Annotated in this window: 19 protein-coding genes and 2 tRNA genes; 12 read left to right on the top strand and 9 right to left on the bottom strand. The window is 66.0% G+C overall.

The features are described from left to right. Positions 1–9: 9 nt before the first annotated feature. From GUV69_RS20445 to GUV69_RS20465, 5 genes are all read right to left on the bottom strand, one after another. Positions 10–444 (bottom strand): hypothetical protein, encoded by a 435-nt coding sequence (locus GUV69_RS20445; RefSeq protein ID WP_164205752.1) that lies wholly within the window; start codon positions 442–444, stop codon positions 10–12. Continuing rightward, a complete protein-coding gene (locus tag GUV69_RS20450; RefSeq protein WP_244292808.1) occupies positions 444–1,859 on the bottom strand; it encodes a calpain family cysteine peptidase in 1,416 nt (471 codons plus the stop codon). Before GUV69_RS20450 ends, GUV69_RS20445 begins: the two co-directional genes overlap by 1 nt. 164 nt (positions 1,860–2,023) lie before the next feature. After that, positions 2,024–2,830 carry an ABC transporter permease gene (locus GUV69_RS20455; protein ID WP_164205754.1) on the bottom strand — a complete coding sequence of 269 codons (807 nt, stop codon included), beginning with the start codon at positions 2,828–2,830 and terminating at the stop codon, positions 2,024–2,026. Next, the gene (locus GUV69_RS20460) at positions 2,830–3,798 is read right to left on the bottom strand and encodes an ATP-binding cassette domain-containing protein (protein WP_164205756.1); all 969 of its coding nucleotides are present in this window, start codon (positions 3,796–3,798) and stop codon (positions 2,830–2,832) included. Before GUV69_RS20460 ends, GUV69_RS20455 begins: the two co-directional genes overlap by 1 nt. 96 nt (positions 3,799–3,894) lie before the next feature. Further along, on the bottom strand, positions 3,895–4,890 hold the full coding sequence (locus GUV69_RS20465; RefSeq protein WP_164205758.1) for a DNA-3-methyladenine glycosylase family protein: 996 nt from the start codon (positions 4,888–4,890) through the stop codon (positions 3,895–3,897). A gap of 131 nt (positions 4,891–5,021) precedes the next feature. Between GUV69_RS20465 and GUV69_RS20470 the strand changes: the two genes are divergently transcribed. From GUV69_RS20470 to GUV69_RS20490, 5 genes are all read left to right on the top strand, one after another. Then, entirely contained in the window at positions 5,022–5,414 is a 393-nt protein-coding gene (locus GUV69_RS20470; RefSeq protein ID WP_164205760.1) for a VOC family protein, read from the top strand. 43 nt (positions 5,415–5,457) lie between these two features. Next, a complete protein-coding gene (locus tag GUV69_RS20475; protein ID WP_164205762.1) occupies positions 5,458–6,843 on the top strand; it encodes a cystathionine beta-synthase in 1,386 nt (461 codons plus the stop codon). A gap of 15 nt (positions 6,844–6,858) precedes the next feature. After that, positions 6,859–8,022 carry a cystathionine gamma-synthase gene (locus GUV69_RS20480; RefSeq protein ID WP_164205764.1) on the top strand — a complete coding sequence of 388 codons (1,164 nt, stop codon included), beginning with the start codon at positions 6,859–6,861 and terminating at the stop codon, positions 8,020–8,022. A 61-nt stretch (positions 8,023–8,083) separates the two neighbouring features. Beyond that, positions 8,084–8,575, top strand: coding sequence for a winged helix-turn-helix transcriptional regulator (locus GUV69_RS20485; protein ID WP_164205766.1), 492 nt, complete (start codon positions 8,084–8,086; stop codon positions 8,573–8,575). Next, the gene (locus tag GUV69_RS20490) at positions 8,572–9,903 is read left to right on the top strand and encodes an MFS transporter (protein WP_164205768.1); all 1,332 of its coding nucleotides are present in this window, start codon (positions 8,572–8,574) and stop codon (positions 9,901–9,903) included. The genes GUV69_RS20485 and GUV69_RS20490 overlap by 4 nt, the downstream gene beginning before the upstream one ends. A 100-nt stretch (positions 9,904–10,003) precedes the next feature. Here the strand turns inward: GUV69_RS20490 and GUV69_RS20495 are convergent, their stop codons facing one another. Genes GUV69_RS20495 through GUV69_RS20510 form a run of 4 tightly spaced genes read right to left on the bottom strand, consistent with a single transcriptional unit; the run spans position 10,004 to position 14,584 of the window. Next, positions 10,004–11,212: an acyl-CoA dehydrogenase family protein gene (locus tag GUV69_RS20495; protein ID WP_164205771.1), complete on the bottom strand. Its 1,209-nt coding sequence runs from the start codon at positions 11,210–11,212 to the stop codon at positions 10,004–10,006. Positions 11,213–11,221: 9 nt separating this feature from the next. Then, positions 11,222–12,748, bottom strand: a complete 1,527-nt coding sequence (locus tag GUV69_RS20500; protein WP_164205774.1) for an APC family permease — start codon at positions 12,746–12,748, stop codon at positions 11,222–11,224. A 31-nt stretch (positions 12,749–12,779) separates the two neighbouring features. Next, positions 12,780–13,991: a glutathionylspermidine synthase family protein gene (locus GUV69_RS20505; protein ID WP_164205776.1), complete on the bottom strand. Its 1,212-nt coding sequence runs from the start codon at positions 13,989–13,991 to the stop codon at positions 12,780–12,782. A gap of 2 nt (positions 13,992–13,993) precedes the next feature. Then, positions 13,994–14,584, bottom strand: coding sequence for a Tat pathway signal protein (locus GUV69_RS20510; protein ID WP_164205777.1), 591 nt, complete (start codon positions 14,582–14,584; stop codon positions 13,994–13,996). 172 nt (positions 14,585–14,756) lie between these two features. Between GUV69_RS20510 and GUV69_RS20515 the strand changes: the two genes are divergently transcribed. From GUV69_RS20515 to GUV69_RS20545, 7 genes are all read left to right on the top strand, one after another. Next, a complete protein-coding gene (locus GUV69_RS20515; RefSeq protein WP_164205779.1) occupies positions 14,757–15,413 on the top strand; it encodes an MOSC domain-containing protein in 657 nt (218 codons plus the stop codon). Positions 15,414–15,829: 416 nt separating this feature from the next. Next, positions 15,830–18,043: a DEAD/DEAH box helicase gene (locus GUV69_RS20520; RefSeq protein WP_164205781.1), complete on the top strand. Its 2,214-nt coding sequence runs from the start codon at positions 15,830–15,832 to the stop codon at positions 18,041–18,043. Between the two features lie 282 nt (positions 18,044–18,325). Further along, positions 18,326–18,397 (top strand) — tRNA-Thr (locus GUV69_RS20525). 61 nt (positions 18,398–18,458) lie between these two features. Continuing rightward, positions 18,459–18,532: transfer RNA gene (locus tag GUV69_RS20530), tRNA-Met, on the top strand. Positions 18,533–18,672: 140 nt separating this feature from the next. Then, positions 18,673–19,455 (top strand): membrane protein insertase YidC, encoded by a 783-nt coding sequence (yidC, locus tag GUV69_RS20535; protein WP_164205783.1) that lies wholly within the window; start codon positions 18,673–18,675, stop codon positions 19,453–19,455. A 105-nt stretch (positions 19,456–19,560) separates the two neighbouring features. Further along, positions 19,561–20,118, top strand: a complete 558-nt coding sequence (locus GUV69_RS20540; protein ID WP_164205786.1) for a dihydrofolate reductase family protein — start codon at positions 19,561–19,563, stop codon at positions 20,116–20,118. A gap of 36 nt (positions 20,119–20,154) precedes the next feature. Next, positions 20,155–20,811, top strand: coding sequence for an SDR family oxidoreductase (locus GUV69_RS20545; RefSeq protein ID WP_164205788.1), 657 nt, complete (start codon positions 20,155–20,157; stop codon positions 20,809–20,811). Positions 20,812–20,860: the final 49 nt, after the last annotated feature.

A 20,860-nucleotide genomic window follows, 5' to 3' on the forward strand; every position in this document is an offset into this window, starting at 1 on the left:
CGCTACAACTTACTTCGGCTGCGACACGAGATCGAAAAGAACTTCCTTGTCGCAGATCGAGGTCACTTTGATGGTGTAGCCGTTGTGTGTGGCCTCAGAGCCCACTTCCATGCCGTCGTAGAACACGGGCGCCGGGTCAGGGGCGTCGGCGGCGATGGAAATGTTTGCCGTCGGGGGCGTCGCGTCCACCTTGGTTCCGGCCAGCCCAATGCGCGGCGTAAACTCCCTGCCCTGCCCCGAGTGCGGGAGCGGTGGTGTGGATCCATTTATCGACGGGACAATCCGGTACGCGCCGGATCCGGTGCAGCTGCTGGTGGTCACGGTGGACTCCTGTGAGGTGGGAGGGGTGGTCGGTTCTGCCTGGGGGCCGGCGCTACATGAGCTGATGGTGAGCAGCGCGAGCGTCACGGCCGCCGGCATGGCTGCCTGTCGGAGCAGACGCATCAGCCTGCCACCGATGCGTTCTGGTACTGCTGTTCAAACTGCTCTTTGGTGATGGACAGGATGGGGTAGTGCTGACTCCAGGGGTTTTGCAGAAGGAGGTTTCCCTGCTCGTCCTGACCTGTCACAAAGTAGGCATGACCGGTGAAGTATCCCTTGGGTGCGCCGTCGGGCAGATCACCAAGAGTGGTTACCAGGGCAGGACGTCCTTCCTCGGCTGCTTTCCAGAGGCTTTCAGCATCTTCCGTCTGTTCGACGTCCAGCCCCGCCAGGTACTTGAAGGCGTCGGGCCCCCAGTTTCCTTCGATGGCCTTGTAGTTGCCGGGTCCATGGGCAATGTCGGGCGGAGCACCTGGAGGTGTGCCGTCCCGGGCGTCATCTTCCGTGTACACCTGCGCGAGGGCTTTTTCAATGTAGGCAGGCCAATTCCCATTGTCACCGGGCAGGGCGCCCTTTTGGTCTCCGGCCTCGTTGGCCGGAAGATCGGTGGTCACGGTCACCCACTGTTCCTGGCCTTGGGAATCGAACAGCTTGACGGAGACAGTGCCGTTTCCGTTGTCGGTCACGTGGTTGCGGGCCCACTCTGAGTCCGCGTTGATCATGGCGCCGGCAGCGGACAGAACTACGCAGTCGCCGTATCCCGTCTGGCGGATGTCGTCCTTGCCGGGGTGCAGGCCGATCACGGGCGCAGTAGGTTCCAGCCAGTCATTCGTTGTGCTTCCCTTGGCACCTCCCGGCCGGGCAGCGTCACCCATGGATTCGCCGTTTGGCTGCGCCCACGGGATCAGTCCCGTCAGGCGGTCCACCTGTTCGGCGGAGGCCTTGGACAGCAGCTGGTCCAGCAGTTGGTGTCTCTCGAAGGGCGTGGTGCCCTCCCGGTTGAACAGACCTTTGCCGTCCGAGGCGGACCCCTCGGCCAACTTTCTTAACTCGTTGTCCGACAGCGTCTTGAGGAATTGGTCCAGCTGGGCAGGTTTCAGGGCAGCAAGGGCATCGCGGAGTTCATTGACGTCCCTGTCGTTCCCCTCGAAGAAGTCGTTGTTATCTCCGGCGTCCCGGACAAGGTCCTGCAGCTTCTTCAGTTCTTCGCCGCTGAGGTCCGCGTGTCCTTTGTCCGGGTGGCGGGGAACCGAATGATCCGGTCGGTCGAATAGCCCGTCGAAGGTTCCGGCGTTCCGGCCGGCGCTCCCGGCTGTGCCGTGCACAGCGCCGCCTTGGCTGCTGCCGGCGCCGCTGGCCTTATCCTGCTCGTCTGCGTGTAGGGCCACGGCCTTGCCGGCGGCGGCAAGGGCCTCCACGACTTTCGCCAACAGGGCGCTGTGTGTCCCTTCCCAGTCGCGGCGGAAGCGGTCGGCGTCGGAACCTTTCCACGGTGTGGAGCCGCGCACTTGCCGGGACAGCGCACTCTGAGTTGACATCAGCCTCGCGGACGAGGTGCTGAGTTGTTTGCGAGTGCCCGGAGTTGGACCACGTCGGCCCCATAGATGCCTGCCACTATTCCCCCAAAGTGCCGTTGCTGCGTCTCAGGAAGCCTACGACACGACGCCGGGGAAAGGGATGGGCAGAACTGCCCCGGCCGTCGTCAGCTGATGTTCCGGTTGATGGCCCGCACGCCAACTACAAGTCCGACGGCGGCCGTCGCCGCTGCGGCGAGCAGGCCCAGGAGGGTGTCTGTCCCGACACTCCCGGCGAACAGTTCCCGCTCGGCGTTGACCAGGTAGGTCAGGGGATTGAACAGGCTGGCCGTCTTCATCCAGTCCGGTCCGGCCTCGATGGGCAGCATGATGCCGGACAGGATCATCAACGGGAAGAGCAGCGTCTGCTGGACGCCCCAGAAGATCCACTCCTTGTTCTGCGAGACCAGCGCCAAAGCGTAGGACAGCGCGCCGAGTCCGATGCCGAAGATCCCCAGGATCACCAGGCCGAACAGCACGTGCAGGGGATGGAAGACGAACCCGAACGGGATGCAGACCAGGGCAATGAGCAGGCCCTGCACCACCAGCGGAGCCCACTCCTTCAGGGCCCGGCCGATCATCAGCGAGGAGCGGGACAACGGCGTGGCAAGAATCCGCTCGTAGGAACCCGTCATGAGCTCGTACTGCAAATTGGAACCGGTCATGGACGTGCCGAACAGGGCGATCATCACCACCACGCCGGGCAGGAACCACTGGAGGGTGGACTGCCCGCCGAACGCCGGTGCGCCCACAGCCGCGCCTAAAAGCGGCCCGAACAGCCCCAGGAACACAAGCGGCTGGAGCAGCGAAAAGACCAGCGAGAACGGGTCGCGGAGCGGCAGCAGCATCTCCCGCCAGAACACGTATTTGGTGTCCCGGAGAACCTGGCCGAGGCTCGGTTTTTCCACGCTCTCAAAACTGCTCTGGACAGCCATCAGCGGTTTGCTCCTTCCCGCAGGTTGCGGCCGGTGAGCTCCAGGAACACGTCATCCAGCGTGGGCGGCTTCAGTTCCAGTGACTGTGCGGGAGCGCCGGCGTCGTGCATTTCCTTCAGCAGCGCCGGCGCCAGCCGGGCGCCCTCGGTGAGCCGGAGGCGGAAGCGGACCACGCCGTCGTACACGTTTTCGTTGATCTCCCCGCCCGCGGCGGCCCGCCCCAGCAGCCCGCGCACGCTCCTGGCCGAGTCCGCCGCCACCTCGACGGCGAGCAGGTCGCCGGCCAGGTTGGCCTTCAGCCTGGCTGCGGTGTCGTCGGCGATGATCTGGCCGTGGTCGATCACGATGACGCGTTCGGACATCAGGTCCGCTTCGTCCATGTAGTGCGTGGTCAACACGATGGTGGTGCCGTGCTCGGACCGCATCCGCATGATGTGCTCCCAGAGGTTGGCCCGGTTCTGCGGGTCCATGCCGGTGGACGGCTCGTCGAGGAAGAGGAGCCGCGGCGAGTGCATCAGGCCCAGGGCAACGTCCATCCGCCGGCGCTGCCCGCCGGACAGCTTGACCACGGTGCGCTTGGCGAGGTCGGCCAGGTCCAGGGACGTCAGCAGTTCCTGGGCCCGGGCGGTGGCATCGGTGGTGTTCATGCCGTAGAAGCGGCCCTGCATCACCAGTTCATCAATGACCCGGAAGCTGTGTCCGCCGCCGTTGCCCTGGCCGATGTAACCGATCCGGGCGCGCACCCCGGCAGGGTCGGCAGCGACGTCAACGCCTGCTACGGTGGCCGAGCCGGAGGTGGGTCTGAGCAGTGTGGTCAGCATTCTGAGGGTGGTGGATTTCCCTGCACCGTTCGGGCCGAGGAAGGCCACAAGCTCGCCGGGGGCAACATCGATGTCGACGCCCTTGACGGCCTCCACCGTTTCCTTCTTGACCACGAAGGTCTTGGTCAGTTTGTCAGTGTGGATCATGCGTGACTCCAGAGGGTGCGGAATTCCGGGGCTCTGGTGCAGCCTCCATGGCGCCACGCTATACCGTCCTGCCGGGGCGAGTCCATGACAAATTCGTCAGTGCCGGCGGTGGTCCTGGATGGTCATCCGCGGCCCGAAGGTGGGTTTGCGGAAGCCGCTGAGTCCGATCATCCGCACCACCCGCTGACGGTGGCCTCTCCACGGCTCCAGCAGCGCCAGCATCCCGGCGTCGTCCGTCCGGCGACCGGTCAGGGCAGCGCCCACATAGGCGGCGAGGTGGTAGTCGCCCACGGCGATGGAGTCCGGGCAGCCGTGGGTCCGTTGCACCACCTCGGCCGCGGTCCAGATCCCGATGCCGGGAATGACCTGCAGTTTTGCCGCCGCCTCAACGGGCGGCAGCGCGGCCAGCCGTTCAAGCGCGACGGCGGACCGCAGCGCCCGCATGACGGTCGCCGAGCGCTGCGGGCCCACTCCGGCCTGGTGCCAATCCCACGAGGGGATCCGCAGCCATTGCTCCGGCGTGGGCTGGACGCGGAGACCCTCGGGAGCGGCCGTGCCCGCTGCCGGCGCGGGAGCGCCAAAGCGGTACATCAGGTAGCGGTAGCCGCGGCGCGCTTCGATGACGGTGACCTTTTGCTCGAGGATGGTGGGCACGAGGCAGTCAACCATGCGTCCGGTGGAGGGCAGGCGGACAGCCAGGTTCCGGCGTCGGGCTTCACGGACCATACGGGGGAGGCTGGCATGGAAGGCCGGCTCATCAAAGGCTGCCCAGTCGTCTCCGGCACCCAGCAGCCGCGGCACGCCCGCGAGCCCGGCAGCAGAACCGGGGCCCCACGCCTGGGCATCCACGGCGCCATCGAAGACGCCGGCCGCTCCCGGACCCGCCGCAGCGGTGAGGCGCAGCGTGACCGGGCCATCCGGCGTTGTAAACGCCATCCACAGCCCGTCCGGCCGGAAGGAAAACGACGGATCGCCGGTGCCCCGCAGGAGGGTGCCGAGCGTCTGCTGCAGGCTGTAGGGGCCGTCCGGATGCCAGCGGAGCGACGCGTCCGCGGCGGCGGCCAGCCGGGCGGGTGCGTCAGCAATGGTCATGCATTCATCGTCCCACGGCGGGCTGACAATGAAGCTTACGGAGCCACTTACACACCGCCGGAGCCGGGACTAGACTCCAACATGTGGCGCGGGGCGTCCGCGCCTTCCCCTCGCATTCAAAGGAGCATGCAGTGGCTGGAGTCGTGCATTTCGAGATCCCCACAGAAAACAAGGAACGCGCCAACACGTTCTACGAAAGCGCATTCGGCTGGAATCTGGTCCCCATGCAGGGGATGGACTACACCAGCGCCATCACCACGCCGTCGGACGAACAGACAGGGATGCCCAGCACGCCCGGGGCGATCAACGGCGCCCTGTTCCCGCGTACGGACAGCCTCAAGACCCCCATCATCACCATCGACGTGGAGGACCTTGACGCTGCGCTGGCACAGGTCGAATCCGCCGGCGGGTCGGTAGCCCAGCCCAAGGACGCCGTTCCCGGCATGGGCTGGTACGCCTATTTCAAGGACACCGAAGGCAACATCATGGGCCTCTGGCAGACGGATTCCTCGGCGGGCAGCTGACCCCGGGGAAGGGCCCGCCGCGGCAGGCGGTAGCTTTGTAGGTATGAAGTACGCGCAGTCCGTCCTGGACCTCATCGGAAACACGCCGCTCATCAAGCTCAACCATGTGACGGACGGCATCAAAGCCACTGTCCTGGTCAAGCTGGAATACATCAATCCAGGCGGTTCCATCAAGGACCGCATCGCGGTGAAGATGATCGAAGAGGCCGAACGGACCGGCAAACTGCTGCCCGGCGGCACCATCGTTGAGCCTACCTCCGGCAACACCGGCGTTGGTCTGGCACTCGTTGCCCAGCAGAAGGGCTACAAGTGCATCTTTGTGGTGCCGGACAAGGTGGGCGAGGACAAGCGCGCCGTCCTCCAGGCATACGGGGCGGAAGTTGTAGTCACGCCCACCTCCGTGGCCCCGGACAGCCCGCAAAGCTATTACAGCGTCTCGGACCGGCTCGTCACCGAAATCCCGGGCGCCTACAAGCCGGACCAGTTCTCCAACCCGGCCGCTCCGCGCAGCCACTACGAGACCACCGGCCCGGAGATCTGGCGCGACACCGACGGCAGGATCACGCACTGCGTGATCGGCGCCGGCACCGGCGGCACCATCACCGGCACCGGCCGCTTCCTGAAGGAAGTTTCCGCTGACCGCCCCGAGGCGGACGGCGGCCGGGTCAGGATCATCGGCGCCGACCCCGAAGGTTCGGTCTACTCCGGCGGCACCGGACGCCCGTACTTCGTTGAAGGCGTCGGCGAGGACATGTGGCCGGCCAACTACGACAAGGCCGTGCCGGATGATGTCATTGCGGTCAGCGACGCCGAGTCCTTCGAGATGACCCGCCGCCTGGCCCGCGAGGAAGGGCTGCTGGTGGGCGGCTCGTCGGGCATGGCCGTGGTGGCTGCCCTGCAGGTGGCCAAGGACCTGCCGGAAAGCGCCGTGGTGGTGGTCATCCTGCCGGACTCCGGCCGCGGCTACCTTGCCAAGATCTTCAACGACCAGTGGATGCGTTCCTACGGCTTCCTGTCCGGCGGCGAGGAAGCGTCAGTGGGCGAGGTCATCAAGACCAAGAACGGCGAACTGCCGGACCTGGTGCATATCCACCCCAATGAGACCGTCCGCGATGTCATCAACATCATGAATGAATTCGGCGTCAGCCATATCCCGGTCCTCTCCCAGGAACCGCCCGTGGTGATGGGCGAGGTCCTCGGCGCCGTGGATGAGCGGACCCTGACGTCCAAGCTGTTCCGCGGCGAAGCGAAGCTGACGGACAAGATTTCCGAGCACATGGGGGAGCGGCTGCCGGTCATCGGCTCGCTGGAAACCATTTCCGCCGCCCGGGAGCTGCTCTCCGACGTGGACACCGTGATGGTGACCTTCGTTGGCGCCCCGGTGGGCATCCTCACCCGCCACGACCTCCTCGCCTACCTCAGCAACTAGCTTCGAAGGAGCACCATGACTGCCTCTGAAAACCAGGGCTTCAACACCCGCGCCGTCCACGCAGGCCAGGCCTTCGAGCCCCGCACCGGTGCCGTGGTCCCGCCCGTGCACTTCAGCTCCACCTACGCCCAGGACGGGATCGGCGGACTCCGCGACGGCTACGAATACGGCCGCGGCACCAACCCCACCCGTGATGCGCTGCAGGAGCAGCTCGCCGCGCTCGAAGGCGGCACCCACGCCTACTCCTTCAGCTCCGGCCTCGCGGCGGAGGACTCCCTGATCCGGGCGCTGACCCGGCCCGGGGACCACATCGTCCTCGGCAACGACGCCTACGGCGGCACGTACCGGCTCATCAGCCGCGTCCTTGGCGACTGGGGGATCGGCAACACCCCCGTGGACATGGCGGACCTGGACGCTGTGCGCACTGCCGTGGCGGCGAACAAGACCCGCTTCGTGTGGGTGGAGACCCCCTCCAACCCGCTGATGAAGATCACCGACATTGAGGCACTCGCCAAGGTGGCGCACGACGCCGGGGCCCTCCTCGTGGTCGACAACACCTTCGCGTCGCCCTACCTGCAGACCCCGCTCGCCCTGGGTGCCGACGTTGTGGTCCACTCCACCACCAAGTACATTGGCGGCCACTCCGACGTAGTGGGCGGCGCAATTGTGGTCAAGGACGCGGACCTCGCGGAAAAGATCGGCTTTGTCCAGTTCGCCGTCGGCGCGATTTCCGGCCCGATGGACGCCTTCCTCACCACCCGCGGCCTGAAGACGCTCGGCGTGCGCATGGACCGGCACAGCGACAACGGCCAGGCCGTGGCCGAATGGCTGCTCGAGCGCCCCGAGGTGGAGGCCGTCCTGTACCCGGGCCTGCCGTCGCACCCCGGCCACGATCTGGCCAAAAAGCAAATGAAGAAGTTCGGCGGCATGGTGTCCGTCCAGTTCAAGGGCGGCGAAGCAGCGGCCCGCACCGTGGCCGAGAACACCTCCGTGTTCACCCTGGCCGAGTCCTTGGGCGGCATCGAATCGCTGATGAACTACCCGTCGGAGATGACCCACGCCTCGGTCAAGGGCACGGAGCTGGCCGTCCCGGTCAACCTGATCCGGCTGTCCTGCGGCATCGAGGACATCGAGGACCTGATCGCGGACCTGGAGCACGCGTTTACGTTCCTGAAATAACTCTGTCGCCGCTGATAAAGGCACCCTGGCTTTCTTGAAGAAAGTTAGCTAGGGTGCCTTTATGGCTCTCCGATCCGACTGGTCCCAACGCACCTGCAGCATGGCACGCGGCCTCGACATCCTGGGCGACCCCTGGAGCATGCTGGTGCTCCGCGAGGTCTTCTTTGGCAACGGGCGCTTCGACGCCATGAAGTCCAGGCTGGCGGCGGCTGACTCCGTACTCACCAAGCGCCTGGCAGGGCTGGTGGCGGCCGGGCTGCTGGCCAAAAGGACGTACGACGACGGCGGCCGCCCCCGTCAGGAGTACGTCCTGACGCCCATGGGTGAGGATGCCCTACCGGTGCTGAACGCCGTGGTGATGTGGTCCGAAAAGCATCTCCCGGCACCCTCAGAGGAGGCACACATGTTCGTGATCCATACCGGCTGCGGGCAACGGACCGGTTCGGCTGACACGTGCACCCATTGCGGGGAACGGCTCACGGCCGCCAACACCAGCTGGCACAGCCTTACCCGCTCGGAAGCCCCCATCAACCTCGCCACGGCCGCCGCATGAGCAACACGGAATCGCGCCGGCGCCGCCGCCTGCACCCCGCCTGGACTGTCGCGGCCGTTGCCTTCCTGGCATTGGTGGGCGCCGCCGGATTCCGGGCCGCACCGGGTGTCCTGATGGTGCCGCTGCAGCAGGAGTTCGGCTGGTCCACCACCGTGCTCTCGGCAGCAGTCAGCATCAACCTCGTGCTGTTCGGCCTGACCGCCCCGTTCGCCGCCGCCCTGATGGAAAGGTTCGGCATCCGATCCGTCACCGCTACCGCCCTGGTGATGATCGGTGCCGGCAGCGCCCTGACGGTCCTGGTTAATCAGTCCTGGCAGATCCTGCTCACCTGGGGGTTGCTGATCGGGCTGGGCACGGGCTCCATGGCGCTCGTCTTCGCCGCCACCATCGCCAATACGTGGTTCTCCAAGAGCCGGGGCCTGGTCATCGGTATCCTGACCGCCGGGAGCGCCGCGGGCCAGCTTGTGTTCCTGCCGTTCATCGCCGTGCTGGCCCAGGATCCGGGCTGGCGGCAGGCCTCGCTGCTGATCGCCGCCGGCGCACTCGCAGTGGTTCCGCTGGTGCTGAAGTTCCTCAAGAACTCACCGGCCGACGTCGGCGCGTTGCCCTATGGGGAAACCGCTCCTGAGGAGGGAGCGGCAGCGTCGGCCGCTGCTGCGTCCCCTGCCGCGGACAGCGGACGCAGCAGCAACGCTGCCGTGCGCGCCCTCCAGGTCCTCAAACGGGCAAGCCGGGAGCGGACATTCTGGGCGCTGGTAGCCGGCTTCGCGATCTGCGGCGCCACCACGAACGGCCTGATCGGCACCCACTTCATCCCCTCCGCGCACGACCACGGCATGCCCCAAACCACCGCAGCGGGCCTGCTCGCCGTCGTCGGGATCTTCGACATCGTGGGGACCATCGCCTCCGGCTGGCTGACCGACCGCTACAACCCCAAAGTCCTGCTGGCCGTCTACTACCAGTTCCGGGGGATCGGGCTGCTGGTGCTGCCGCTGCTCCTGAGCGCCACCGTCCAGCCGAGCATGATCGTGTTTGTGGTGATTTACGGCCTGGACTGGGTGGCCACGGTCCCGCCCACCGCAGCGATCTGCCGCAAGACGTTCGGGGCGGACGGCAGCGTGGTGTTCGGCTGGGTCTTCGCTGCACATCAGCTGGGTGCGGCTGCAGCTGCCCTGGGCGCCGGTGCCATCCGGGACGCCACCGGCGAATACACCTACGCCTGGTTCGGGGCCGCGGCCATGTGCACCATCGCCGCCGTTATCAGCGCGACGATCCGGAAGGACAAGACTGACAAAGACCCAGTGCCTGTCCCGGTGACAGCAGCCTAAGAACCCGCGGCCTGGCATCCCAACTAGGTAGCGCTAACTGTCGTTATGAGCCCTCAAAACGACAGTTAGCGCTACCTAGATGGGCGGGGCGCCGGCGGGTCTACCGGAACGCGCCGAGGCCCGTGATGTGCTGGCCCAGCACCAGGGTGTGGACTTCGTCCGTGCCTTCATAGGTGCGGACAGACTCCAGATTGGCGGCGTGCCGCAACGGGGAGTAGTCCAGGGTGATGCCGTTGCCGCCGAGGATCGAGCGGGCTTCGCGGGCGATGGTGATGGCTTCGCGGACGTTGTTCAGCTTGCCGAGTGAGATCTGTTCAGGCCGCAGTTTTCCGGCGTCCTTCAGGCGGCCCAGGTGGATGGCCAGCATGGTGCCTTTTTGGATCTCCAGCAGCATGTTAACCAGCTTCTCCTGCGTCAGCTGGTACCCGGCCAGGGGTTTGCCGAACTGCAGCCGCTCCAGGGAGTAGGCCAGGGCAGCCTCGTACGAATCACGCGCCGCCCCCATGGCACCCCAGGCGATCCCGTAGCGCGCCTCGTTCAGGCATGTGAACGGCGCCCGCAGGCCCATGGCGGCCGGCAGCATGGCCCCGGGACCCAGCCGGACGCCGTCGAACGTTATATCGCACTGGACGGAGGCACGCATGGAAAGCTTCCGGGGGATCGGCGTAGCGGTGACCCCCGGCGTGCCGGCCGGCACCAGGAAGCCGCGGATGCCGTCGTCCGTTTTTGCCCAGACCACCATCACCCCGGCCACGGAAGCCAGGCCGATCCAGCGCTTGGCTCCGTCAAGGACCCAGCCGGCTTCGTCGCCGGCACCGTCCCGGCGGGCAAACGTGGTCATGGAGGACGGATCCGAACCCGCCGACGGTTCGGTCAGGGCAAAGCACCCGATGACTTCGCCGGCGGCCATCCGGGGGAGCCACTCCTGCTTCTGGTCCTCCGAGCCCCACTTGTGGATGGCCGTCATGGCCAGCGACCCCTGCACGGACACGAACGTGCGGATCCCGGAGTCGCCGGCCTCGAGTTCCATAGCGGCAAGGCCGTATTCGACGGCGGATCGGCCGGGGCAGCCATACCCTTCAAGGTGCATCCCCAGGACGCCCAGTTCGCCGAGTTCCGGTGCCAGTTCCAGCGGAAAGTGGGCGTTGTCATACCAGGATGCGATGTTTGGTTTGATCCGCTGGTCGGTGAAGTCCCGGATCCGTTGCTGGAGGGCGTGCTCGTCGGAGCTCAGCAGGGCGGCCAGGGCCAGGACATCGGAAGGGTCTTCAGCGGGAGGCACATCGGCAGTGGGTTCAGCGTTGCTCATGGGAGCATCCTAGGCCGACGCCGCCGGGGCGCCGGCCGTGGCCGGTTTTCCCGTGAAGTAGTCCCGGGTTGAGGGCAGGAACCGGCACACGACGGCCAGCACCACGCCCAGCGCCAGGAGCACCACGCCGCTGACAAACGCTCCGCCCACGCCGAAGATCTGCGTATCGCCGTAGGCCGGATCCCACATCTGGACCGCGGAGATGAAGAATGCTGCGGTCAGGATCAGGGCGCCCACGAGCGGAAGGATTCCCCGGAACCAGAGGTTGCGTGCCGAGCTGCGGAGGGTGTTGCGGAAGTACCAGACACACGCGAAGCCCGTCAGGGCGTAGTAGAACGCGATGAACAGGCTGATGGCGCTGATGGAATCGGACAGCAGGTTCTCGCTGAGGAAGCTCATGGCCACGTAGTACACGACGGCGGCCGCACCCATGACCTGCGTGGAGAACCCGGGTGTCTGGTTGCGCTTGTGGACCTCGCCGAACTTCGGCGGCAGCGCGCCGTGCACACCCATGGAGAGCGTGCCGCGAGCCGTCGGCAGGATGGTGGTCTGCGTGGATGACAGGACCGAGGCCAGAACGGCCACGATGATCAGCCAGCCCCAGGGTCCAAGGACCACGTCCTTCATGGCCAGGAACACATCGCTCTGGTTCGCCTCGTTGCCGAGGCCGATTCCCTCGGTTCCAACCGTGGCGTACATCATCACCAGAAGGGCCACGGAGACGTAGATTGCCACCAGGACGAAGGCTGAGATGACGGCGCCGCGCCCCGGGGTGGTGGCGGGATTTTCGGTTTCCTCGTTCACGGCAAGGCAGGTGTCCCAGCCCCAGTAGATGAAGAGGGCCAGTAACGCCCCGTGCACCACGGCGCCGGGATCTGCGAAGGCGCCGGCCGGGTTGAACCACTCAAAGTCGAAAGCCTGGCCCTCTGGTGCACCCCCCGCGATCCTGATGACGATTGCCAGGGCAAAGATTCCCAGCGAGACATACTGCACGTAGGTCAGGACACGCTGGACGTGCTCGCCCAGCCGGATGCCCCGGTAGTTCACCAGGGTCATAAAGACGATAAACAGCACGCCGGTGCCCGTAACCACCGCCTTGTTTTCGGCCAGCGAACCGTCCCCGATCAGCAGCCACAGGTACTGCCCGGCCACCTGCGCCAGGTTGGCGAGGACCACGATGCCGGCCAGGGCCACGCCCCAGCCGCCCAGCCAGCCGGCCCACGGACCGAACGCCCGGCGGGACCACGTAAACGTGGTGCCGCAGTCAGGCATGGCGCTGTTCAGCTCACGGAAGGCGTAGGCGATGAACAGGACCGGGATAAAACCCAGGATCAGGATCAGCGGGGTGTAGTTGCCGTTGACGGCCACGATCAGGCCCAGTGTGGCCGCCAGCGAATAGACCGGCGCGGTGGACGCCAGGCCCAGCATGACCGAGTCACCGAGGTCCAGGATTCCCGCGCGGAGTCCCTTCGCCGGGACGGCACCGCCGGCACCGCCGCCGGAGCCGCCGCCCGCCGTCGTCGTCTCCGTGCTCATGCGGTCACCGGGATCGGAAGTGTCAGGGGGCTCATAGGGCGATACCTGCTTTGCTTGAGTGGGCCTGCGCTGAAAGCGGCGCCGGGGCGTCGATGGTGTTGGGCACAAACCGGCAGAAGTAGTCGGTGATGGGGCCATCCGATTCCCGGATTCCGCAGCCCACGGATTCCCCGTCCACAACCCAGAGGCCCAGGACGGGATGGTTGCCGTCGAAGTCGGGCAGCGGCTGGTACTGCTGGTAGCACCAGCCCTCGCGGCCGTACCCGCCGGGCTGCTCCAGATTGATGCCCGGGGCGTGGATCCTGATGTTGTCGCCTTCGCGCCCGTGCAGCGGCTTGGCCACCCATTCCGTCAGGGGGCCGGGCTCGTTGAGATAGGCGGGCAGGAGGTTTGGATGGTTCGGGTACAGGTGCCAGAGCGCGGCGAGAAGTGCTTTGTTGGAGAGCAGCATCTTCCACGCGGGCTCCACCCAGCGGGGGTTGTGTGCCCGCTGCAGCAGACGGTGCCCGAACGGCTCCTTCATCATCAGCTCCCACGGGTACAGCTTGAACATGGTGTTGATCATGAAGTTGTCCAGGTCCACAAAGCGGTTCAGGTTGGGATCCCAGCCGATATCGGACATGTTGATGCCAATGGTGGTCCAGCCGGCCTGGCTGGCAACATCGCGCATGTAGGCAGCCGTCATCCAGTCCTCGCCGGACTCCTCGGCCTCGGAATGGGCTATGTGAAGGGTGCTCATCCCCGTGCGGTACTGCATCTTCTTCCACTGCCGGATCAGCGCCTCGTGAATGCCGTTCCACTGGTCCTTCTCAGGGAACACATCCTGCAGCCAGAACCATTGCGCCACTGCGGCCTCGATCAGGCCGGTGGGGGTGTCGGCGTTGTACTCGAGCATCTTGGCCGGACCGCCCTGGCCGTCATAGATGAAGTCGAAGCGCCCGTAGATGTCCATATCCCCGGCCTGCAGCGATTCGGCGGCAAGCTCCAGGGCCTGCGGGCCGATGCCGATGGTGCCCATGGCACCGGTGGCAAGGAACTTGGCCGCTTCCAGGCACATCCTGTGCATGTCCTCGGCCTGGATCTCGAGTGACTCCACCTCATCGAGGGTGAACTCGTAATAGGCGGATTCGTTCCAGTATTCGATCTTCCGGCCGTCGGGCATGGTGGTGGTGGAAAAGACCAGGCCCTGCTCTTCGATCTTCTGCTTCCAGTCAGGCCTGGGCTCCGATAACAGCCGCTTCACGCCTAGCCCCCCGTGCTTCCGCCCTTGGAGCTGCTGCCGAAGCCGCCCCTGCTGACCGTTCCGCCCTTGGTGCTGTAGCCGGTGGATGCTTTGGCGCCGCTGGGGATGGTGCTGGTGTAGCTCGGGTACGCGGACCGGTTCTGGCCCACCGCGGGCACGCTGGCGCCGCGGGAGTAGAAGTACCACGCAAAAAGCGCGCCGCCGCGGCCCGCCGAGCTGTTGCACTGGGTATCTTCCACGCGCTCGCCGGTCTCATCGTTGAAACACACCTGCGCGTACTCAGGCTCGTCCTCATTGCTTGCCACGATGGCGGTGATGGTTCCGGCCAGCAGGGCAGTGACGCCCAAACCCACGACGACGGTGCGGCGCTGGGAGCGCTTCTTGCGGGTGGCTGCCTCGTGGCTCTGGCGCTCGCGGTCGCGGGCGAAGGGATCCACCGGAGTGACGGGTTCGTTCAGGAGCTCAGGCCGCAGCTCCGGCCTGGGTACCTGCCAGGGCGGCGGTTTCGGCGCGTCCTTGGCCCCGTCCTGTCCCTGTTGGTCCTTGGCCTGGCCGTTGTCCGGACCAGTGCCCTGGTCCTTATCCGGGTCCATGACGTCCCCCCTTGGTAGTCCATGCTGAAAGTGGGCGCAGCGGCGCGCCGGAAGTTCAATCCTGAAAGTCAGCCTAGCCGGTGCCCCGGCCGGCTGCGAGCGAAAGGCGGGGGAGAAGTACCCACCCGGCCGCCCGGGTTCCACTCACGCCCGGGGAATCTACACTGGTGCCATGGAAACCGCTTCTGTGCTTGCTGTCTGCCGTGTCCACCAGCTCCTGCCGGATGACTCCAGCGTGGGTGTGACGGCCATCGACAAGCGGCCGGTGGAGGGGCCTGTGAAGGTGCACAAGCTGGGCCTCCGGGGTGATATCCAGGCCAACCGCGTGCACCACGGCGGCCCGGATCAGGCTATTTATGCCTACGCCCAGGAGGACGCTGACTTCTGGGCGGGTGAACTGGGCCGCGAACTGCCGCCGGGCATCTTCGGCGAGAATCTCCGCGTTTCCGGCATCGACGCCACCGGAGCAGTGATCGGTGAGCGCTGGAAGATCGGCCTGGACGTGGAACTGGAAGTCACCTCGCCGCGGACGCCGTGCTCGGTCTTCCAGCGGCGCCTTGCCGAACCGCAGTTCGTCAAGCGCTTCACGGAAGCCGGACGGGTGGGCACGTACCTCAGGGTGATCCGCACCGGCAGCATCGAGGCGGGGGACTACATCCACCGGATCTTTGTTCCCAAACACGGCATCACCGTGGGCAAGTGGTTCAGCCACCCCGACCTGGAGTCCATGGAGCTTCTCCGGGATGCCGACGCCGATGGGGAGATCCGCCTGCAGCAGCCCGAATTCAGCAAGAAGTTTGAAACCCTGACGCGGCGGCTGGGCGGCTAGCTGAGCGCCGCAGTGCGCACCCATGAGGCACCGCCGGAAGCTGTGTGCGCAAGCTCACCGCCGTCGTCGTGCGTTCAATTAGCAGCAAAGCGGACCTGTACCTTACACTTGAAATATCCCCCACTCCGGAAATCCCTTATTCCTGCCCAATTTTTGAGGCAGGACTGGCAAGTGTTGGGGCCCGCACATGCGATGCGGGCATTTTCATAGGGAGAGCCGGCTAAAGAAAACGCTGTACAGACTGCTGGGATAGCAGCCAAGAGATGCAGCGGGAAGTCCTGCCACGGGATTGCGAAAGCGCCGGACTTCCAGTGACCGGCCGGTCAATGGATGCCCGGCACCCACGGCACACGTACTGCGGCTCCGCTCACCTCGGGTAGTGCCGCCTGGCCCCCTATGGATGAGGAAATTTCTCTATGCCCGAAAATCAGAATGACGCTACCGCCGAAGCGGTAACCGCCGAAACCGCCACCGTCGAGTTCACCGAGGCCGTTGTCCCCGCAGCAGAGCCCGCCGCTGAAACCGAAGCTCCCGCCGTCGAGGTTCCCGTTACCGAAGCACCTGCGGCCGAAGCGCCCGCCGCCAAGGCCGAGGAAGCGCCGGCCGCTCCCGCCAAGACCGAGGAAGCATCCGCAGCCCCGGCCGAGGAAGAGGAAGAGGGCATCAAGTTCGCCGATCTCGGCATCGACGGCCGCGTCCTCGCCGCCTTGCAGGACGTCGGCTACGAAAAGCCGTCCCCGATCCAGGCAGCAACCATCCCGCTGCTGCTCGAAGGCCGCGACGTCGTGGGCCTCGCCCAGACCGGCACCGGTAAGACTGCAGCATTCGCAGTACCGGCACTGTCCCGTCTGGCCGAGCTCCACGACCTCAATGGCCCGTCACGCAAGACCCAAGCCCTGGTCCTGGCTCCGACCCGCGAGCTGGCGCTCCAGGTTGCCGAGGCCTTCACCTCGTACGCCAAGCACATCGATGACTTCACCGTCCTCCCCGTCTACGGCGGCTCCGCCTACGGCCCCCAGCTCGCCGGCCTGCGCCGCGGTGCCCAGGTTGTTGTCGGTACTCCCGGCCGTGTGATCGACCACATCTCCAAGGGTTCTTTGGACCTGTCCGAACTCCAGTACCTGGTGCTGGACGAGGCCGACGAGATGCTGCGCATGGGCTTCGCCGAAGACGTGGAGCAGATCTTCCAGCAGACCCCCTCGGACCGCCAGGTCGCGCTGTTTTCCGCCACCATGCCGGGCCAGATCCGCCGGATGTCCAAGCAGTACCTGAACAACCCGGCCGAGATCTCGGTGAAGTCCAAGACCACCACCGGTGCCAACACCCGCCAGCGGTACCTGCAGGTCATGGGCCCGCACAAGCTCGACGCGCTGACCCGCATCCTCGAGGTGGAAGAGTTCGACGGCGTTATCGCCTTCGTGCGCACCAAGATGGCCACCGAGGACCTGGCTGACAAGTTGAAGTCCCGCGGTTTCCAGGCTGCCGCCATCAACGGCGACATCCCGCAGCAGCAGCGCGAGCGCACTGTTGACGCGCTGAAGGAAGGCCGCATCGACATCCTGGTGGCCACCGACGTCGCCGCCCGCGGCCTTGACGTCGAGCGCATCAGCCACGTGGTCAACTACGACATCCCGCACGACACCGAGTCCTACGTCCACCGCATCGGCCGCACCGGCCGCGCAGGCCGTTCCGGTGACGCCATCCTGTTCATGACGCCGCGGGAGAAGTACCTGCTGCGTTCCATCGAGAAGGCCACCCGCCAGCCGGTGGAGCAGATGCACCTGCCCACGGCCGAGACCGTGAACACGCTGCGCCTGGGCAAGTTCGCCGAGAAGATCACCGAGACCCTCGAGTCTGAGGACGTTTCGGCGTTCCGGGATCTGATCGCCTCCTACGAGCAGGAGCACAACGTTCCGGCTTCGGAGATCGCTGCCGCACTGGCCGTCATGGCGCAGGGCGGACAGCCGCTGCTGGTCAAGGAACTGCCTGCAGCTCCTGAGTTCCAGAAGCGCGAACGCTCCAAGGACGGCTTCGGCTCACGTGGCCCCACCCGCACGCTCACCGAGGGCAACGCCACCTACCGGATCGCCGTGGGACGCCGCCAGCGCGTTATGCCCGGCTCCATCGTGGGTGCCATTGCCAATGAAGGCGGCATTTCCTCCGCCCAGATCGGCGGCATCGACATCCGCTCGGACCACTCCCTGGTGGAGCTCCCGGCAGACCTGAGCCCCGAGCAGCTGCGCGCACTGTCCCGCACCCGGATCGGCGGCGAGCTGATCCACCTCGAGCTGGACAACGGCCGCAAGCCTTCCGGCGGCGGCGAGCGTGGCGGCTACCAGGGCAACCGTGGCGGCGACCGCGGCGGTTACTCCGGCGGCGGCGACCGTGGCGGCAACTTCAAGGGCGCCGGCGGGTTCAAGAAGGACTTCCGCAAGAACGACGGCGAGCGTTCCTCCGCTGACCGTGGTGGCCGCTCGTACAGCGACCGTTCAGAGCGCAGCGTTGGTGCCGACAGCGGTTCCAGCCGCGGCCAGGCCAGCGACTCCCGCTTCGGCGGCCACGGCGACGGTTCACGCAAGCCCCGCACCGAGGGCGGCCAGGGCGGGTTCAACCGCAAGGGCAAGTGGTAACCGTCAGCTAGCCTGACACGTTCTCCCCAAGGGGCCGGCTTTCGAGCCGGCCCCTTGGCATTTAACGCAGCGACGACGGCGGCGCCCCACCCGCCGTCGTCGTTCCCGGATGACGGTGCAACGTCCCCCGCAAACGTGACCACTCTCACGCCGCCGGATGCGGCGGCCGAGGGGCTTCCTGGGGCCTGAAAAGCCCGCCAACGCTGGTGTTTAGGCCTTTTTGGCTCCTGTGCGGCCCCGATTTGTTGGTGGCCAAATCTTCCGGTAGAGTATTTACTCGTTGCCCCCCTAGCTCAGTGGTAGAGCGCGTTCTTGGTAAGAACGAGGTCACCGGATCGATTCCGGTGGGGGGCTCTGAATGAGGGCCTGTGTCAAGGCGGTTTTTGACCGGCTTGCGCAGGTTTTTCTCATTCGTGGCGGTGTAGCTCAGTTGGTTAGAGCGCACGACTCATAATCGTGAGGTCGGGAGATCGAGCCTCCCCACCGCTACAGGCTAAGCCCCCGGAATCCACCGAGATTCCGGGGGCTTTTCTGTCTCCCGGGCACGCCGGCGGCACTGGCGCGGGCGGGGCAGTGACAAGCGCCGTATTTCGCCGTAGCTTTGGCAGCACCTGGCGAAGGGGATATCGGTGGACTTCTTCGAAACATTCATGGTTCCGTTCAAGTGGCTGGTGTCCGCCGTTATGGTGTGGTTCCACGATGCCCTGAGCAGCATTGGCATGCCGGCTGCGAGCGGTTGGACGTGGACGTTGTCCATCATCGCGCTGGTGGTCATCATCCGTGCCGCGTTGATTCCGGTATTCCTGAAGCAGGTCAACGCCCAGCGCCGGATGCGGCTCCTGCAACCGGACCTGAAGAGGCTGCAGGACAAGTACAAGGGCCGGTCCGATCCGCAGTCCCGGCAGGCCATGGCGCAGGAGCAGATGGCGCTGTACAAGGAACACGGAACCAATCCTTTCTCTGCCTGCCTGCCCATGCTGATCCAGGTGCCGTTCTTCTTCGCCCTCTTCCAGGTCCTTTCCGGAATCACGTCGGCGGCCGGGCGAGGGCAGGGCAGCGGGGCGATGAGTCACGGGCAGGTGGTGCAGTTCGACCAGTCGAGCATTGCGGGTGCCCCGTTGTCCGCTTCGGTGCTGCACGGCGGTGACGGGGACCCGGCTGCGGTGGCGGTCCTCACGGTCCTGATGATCCTGGTGATGACGGCCGCGCAGTTCATCACGCAGCGGCGCATGCTGGCCAGGAGCATGCCCGAGGAAGCCCCGGACAACCCCTTGGTTCGGCAGCAGAGGATGATCCTGTACGCCTTGCCGATCATCTTCGGCGTGGGCGGCATCCTCTTTCCGATCGGCGTCCTGATCTACTGGACCACCACCAACCTGTGGACCATGGCGCAGCAGTTCTTCGTCAAGTGAGAGGCGAGGTCTCGGCGCTTTGGGCGGGCGTTAGCGCCGGGATGTCGCCGCTCGATGCCCGCAGGGGGCCTGTTCACGGGCGGACGGCGGCGGCACAATGGGCGGATGGGCAAGCTCATCTACACAGGCATCGCGTCGCTGGACGGCTACGTGGCGGACCGGAACGGCGACTTCAGCTGGAGCATGCCGGACGAGGAGGTCCACAGCTTCGTTAACGACGTCGAACGCGAGGCCGGCACCTACCTGCTCGGGCGCCGCATGTACCAGGTCATGTCTGTCTGGGAAATCCTCGGCACCGCGGACGCTCCGGACTATATACAGGACTATGCCCGGATCTGGCAGGGGGCAGACAAAGTTGTCTACTCCTCCTCGCTGGCCACCGTCGAGACCGCCCGCACGAGGATCGAACGGACATTCGACGCAGACGCGGTCCGGCAATTGAAGGACAGCACAGAAGCAGATCTCGGCGTCGGCGGCTCCACTCTCGCCGCTGCCGCCCTCAGGGCCGGGCTCGTGGACGAGTGCAGGCTTTTCGTCAACCCGGTGGCCGTCGGCGGCGGCCTGCGGTTCCTGCCGGACGGACTGAACCTGAAGTTTGAACTCCTCGACGAACGAAGATTCGGCAACGGAGTGGTCTATTTGAGCTACCGCGTTCTCGCCTGACAGCTTTACGCGCCGCTTGCGGGCACAATGGGAGCCATGACCCGCATCGCTATCATCGGCGGCCACGGCAAAGTGGCCCTTCACCTGTCCACGCTCCTCGCCACAGAGGGCCACAGCGTCACCTCGATCATCCGCAACCCGGACCATGCCGCAGACGTTGCGGCAACGGGGGCAACGCCGTCGGTCCTTGATGTTGAAAATTCGACGACGGCGGCCATCGCCGACGCACTCAGCGGCCACGATGCCGTGGTCTGGTCAGCCGGTGCCGGGGGCGGGAACCCAACGCGCACCTATGCGGTGGACCGTGACGCCGCCATCCGTTCCATGGACGCTGCGGCGCAGGCCGGCGTAGGGCGCTATGTCATGGTGTCCTACCTGGGCGCCGGCCCGAACCACGGCGTCCCGGCCGACAACCCGTTCTTTGCCTACGCGGACGCCAAAGCGGCGGCGGACGAGTACCTGCGCGGCACCGGACTGGCCTGGACCATTCTGGGCCCGGGGAGCCTGACGGACCAGCCGGCAAGCGGACTGATCGAGGTCAATCCGCCACGGGACGGCAACGGGGCCACCTCGCGCAGCAACACGGCCAGCGTGGTTGCGGCTGTACTGGATTTACCCCGGACGGCGGGGCGGACCATCGAGTTCCGCGACGGCACCCTGCCCATTGCGGCAGCCCTGGAACCACTGGCCTGACGATCCAGCCGGCGCAGCCCGGAAGGCGGCCGGTGCCGGCGCCGCTAAA

Source organism: [Micrococcus luteus] ATCC 49442 (assembly GCF_010367585.1).
Classification (GTDB): domain Bacteria; phylum Actinomycetota; class Actinomycetes; order Actinomycetales; family Micrococcaceae; genus Arthrobacter; species Arthrobacter luteus_A.

What these genes read in the sequence shown, in the direction of transcription:
- GUV69_RS20445 (WP_164205752.1), bottom strand. Translation starts at nt 444, where the DNA reads ATGCGTCTGCTCCGACAGGCAGCCATGCCGGCGGCCGTGACGCTCGCG.
- GUV69_RS20450 (WP_244292808.1), bottom strand. Translation starts at nt 1,859, where the DNA reads ATGTCAACTCAGAGTGCGCTGTCCCGGCAAGTGCGCGGCTCCACACCG.
- GUV69_RS20455 (WP_164205754.1), bottom strand. Translation starts at nt 2,830, where the DNA reads ATGGCTGTCCAGAGCAGTTTTGAGAGCGTGGAAAAACCGAGCCTCGGC.
- GUV69_RS20460 (WP_164205756.1), bottom strand. Translation starts at nt 3,798, where the DNA reads ATGATCCACACTGACAAACTGACCAAGACCTTCGTGGTCAAGAAGGAA.
- GUV69_RS20465 (WP_164205758.1), bottom strand. Translation starts at nt 4,890, where the DNA reads ATGACCATTGCTGACGCACCCGCCCGGCTGGCCGCCGCCGCGGACGCG.
- GUV69_RS20475 (WP_164205762.1), top strand. Translation starts at nt 5,458, where the DNA reads ATGAAGTACGCGCAGTCCGTCCTGGACCTCATCGGAAACACGCCGCTC.
- GUV69_RS20480 (WP_164205764.1), top strand. Translation starts at nt 6,859, where the DNA reads ATGACTGCCTCTGAAAACCAGGGCTTCAACACCCGCGCCGTCCACGCA.
- GUV69_RS20485 (WP_164205766.1), top strand. Translation starts at nt 8,084, where the DNA reads ATGGCTCTCCGATCCGACTGGTCCCAACGCACCTGCAGCATGGCACGC.
- GUV69_RS20490 (WP_164205768.1), top strand. Translation starts at nt 8,572, where the DNA reads ATGAGCAACACGGAATCGCGCCGGCGCCGCCGCCTGCACCCCGCCTGG.
- GUV69_RS20495 (WP_164205771.1), bottom strand. Translation starts at nt 11,212, where the DNA reads ATGAGCAACGCTGAACCCACTGCCGATGTGCCTCCCGCTGAAGACCCT.
- GUV69_RS20500 (WP_164205774.1), bottom strand. Translation starts at nt 12,748, where the DNA reads ATGAGCACGGAGACGACGACGGCGGGCGGCGGCTCCGGCGGCGGTGCC.
- GUV69_RS20510 (WP_164205777.1), bottom strand. Translation starts at nt 14,584, where the DNA reads ATGGACCCGGATAAGGACCAGGGCACTGGTCCGGACAACGGCCAGGCC.
- GUV69_RS20515 (WP_164205779.1), top strand. Translation starts at nt 14,757, where the DNA reads ATGGAAACCGCTTCTGTGCTTGCTGTCTGCCGTGTCCACCAGCTCCTG.
- GUV69_RS20520 (WP_164205781.1), top strand. Translation starts at nt 15,830, where the DNA reads ATGCCCGAAAATCAGAATGACGCTACCGCCGAAGCGGTAACCGCCGAA.
- GUV69_RS20540 (WP_164205786.1), top strand. Translation starts at nt 19,561, where the DNA reads ATGGGCAAGCTCATCTACACAGGCATCGCGTCGCTGGACGGCTACGTG.
- GUV69_RS20545 (WP_164205788.1), top strand. Translation starts at nt 20,155, where the DNA reads ATGACCCGCATCGCTATCATCGGCGGCCACGGCAAAGTGGCCCTTCAC.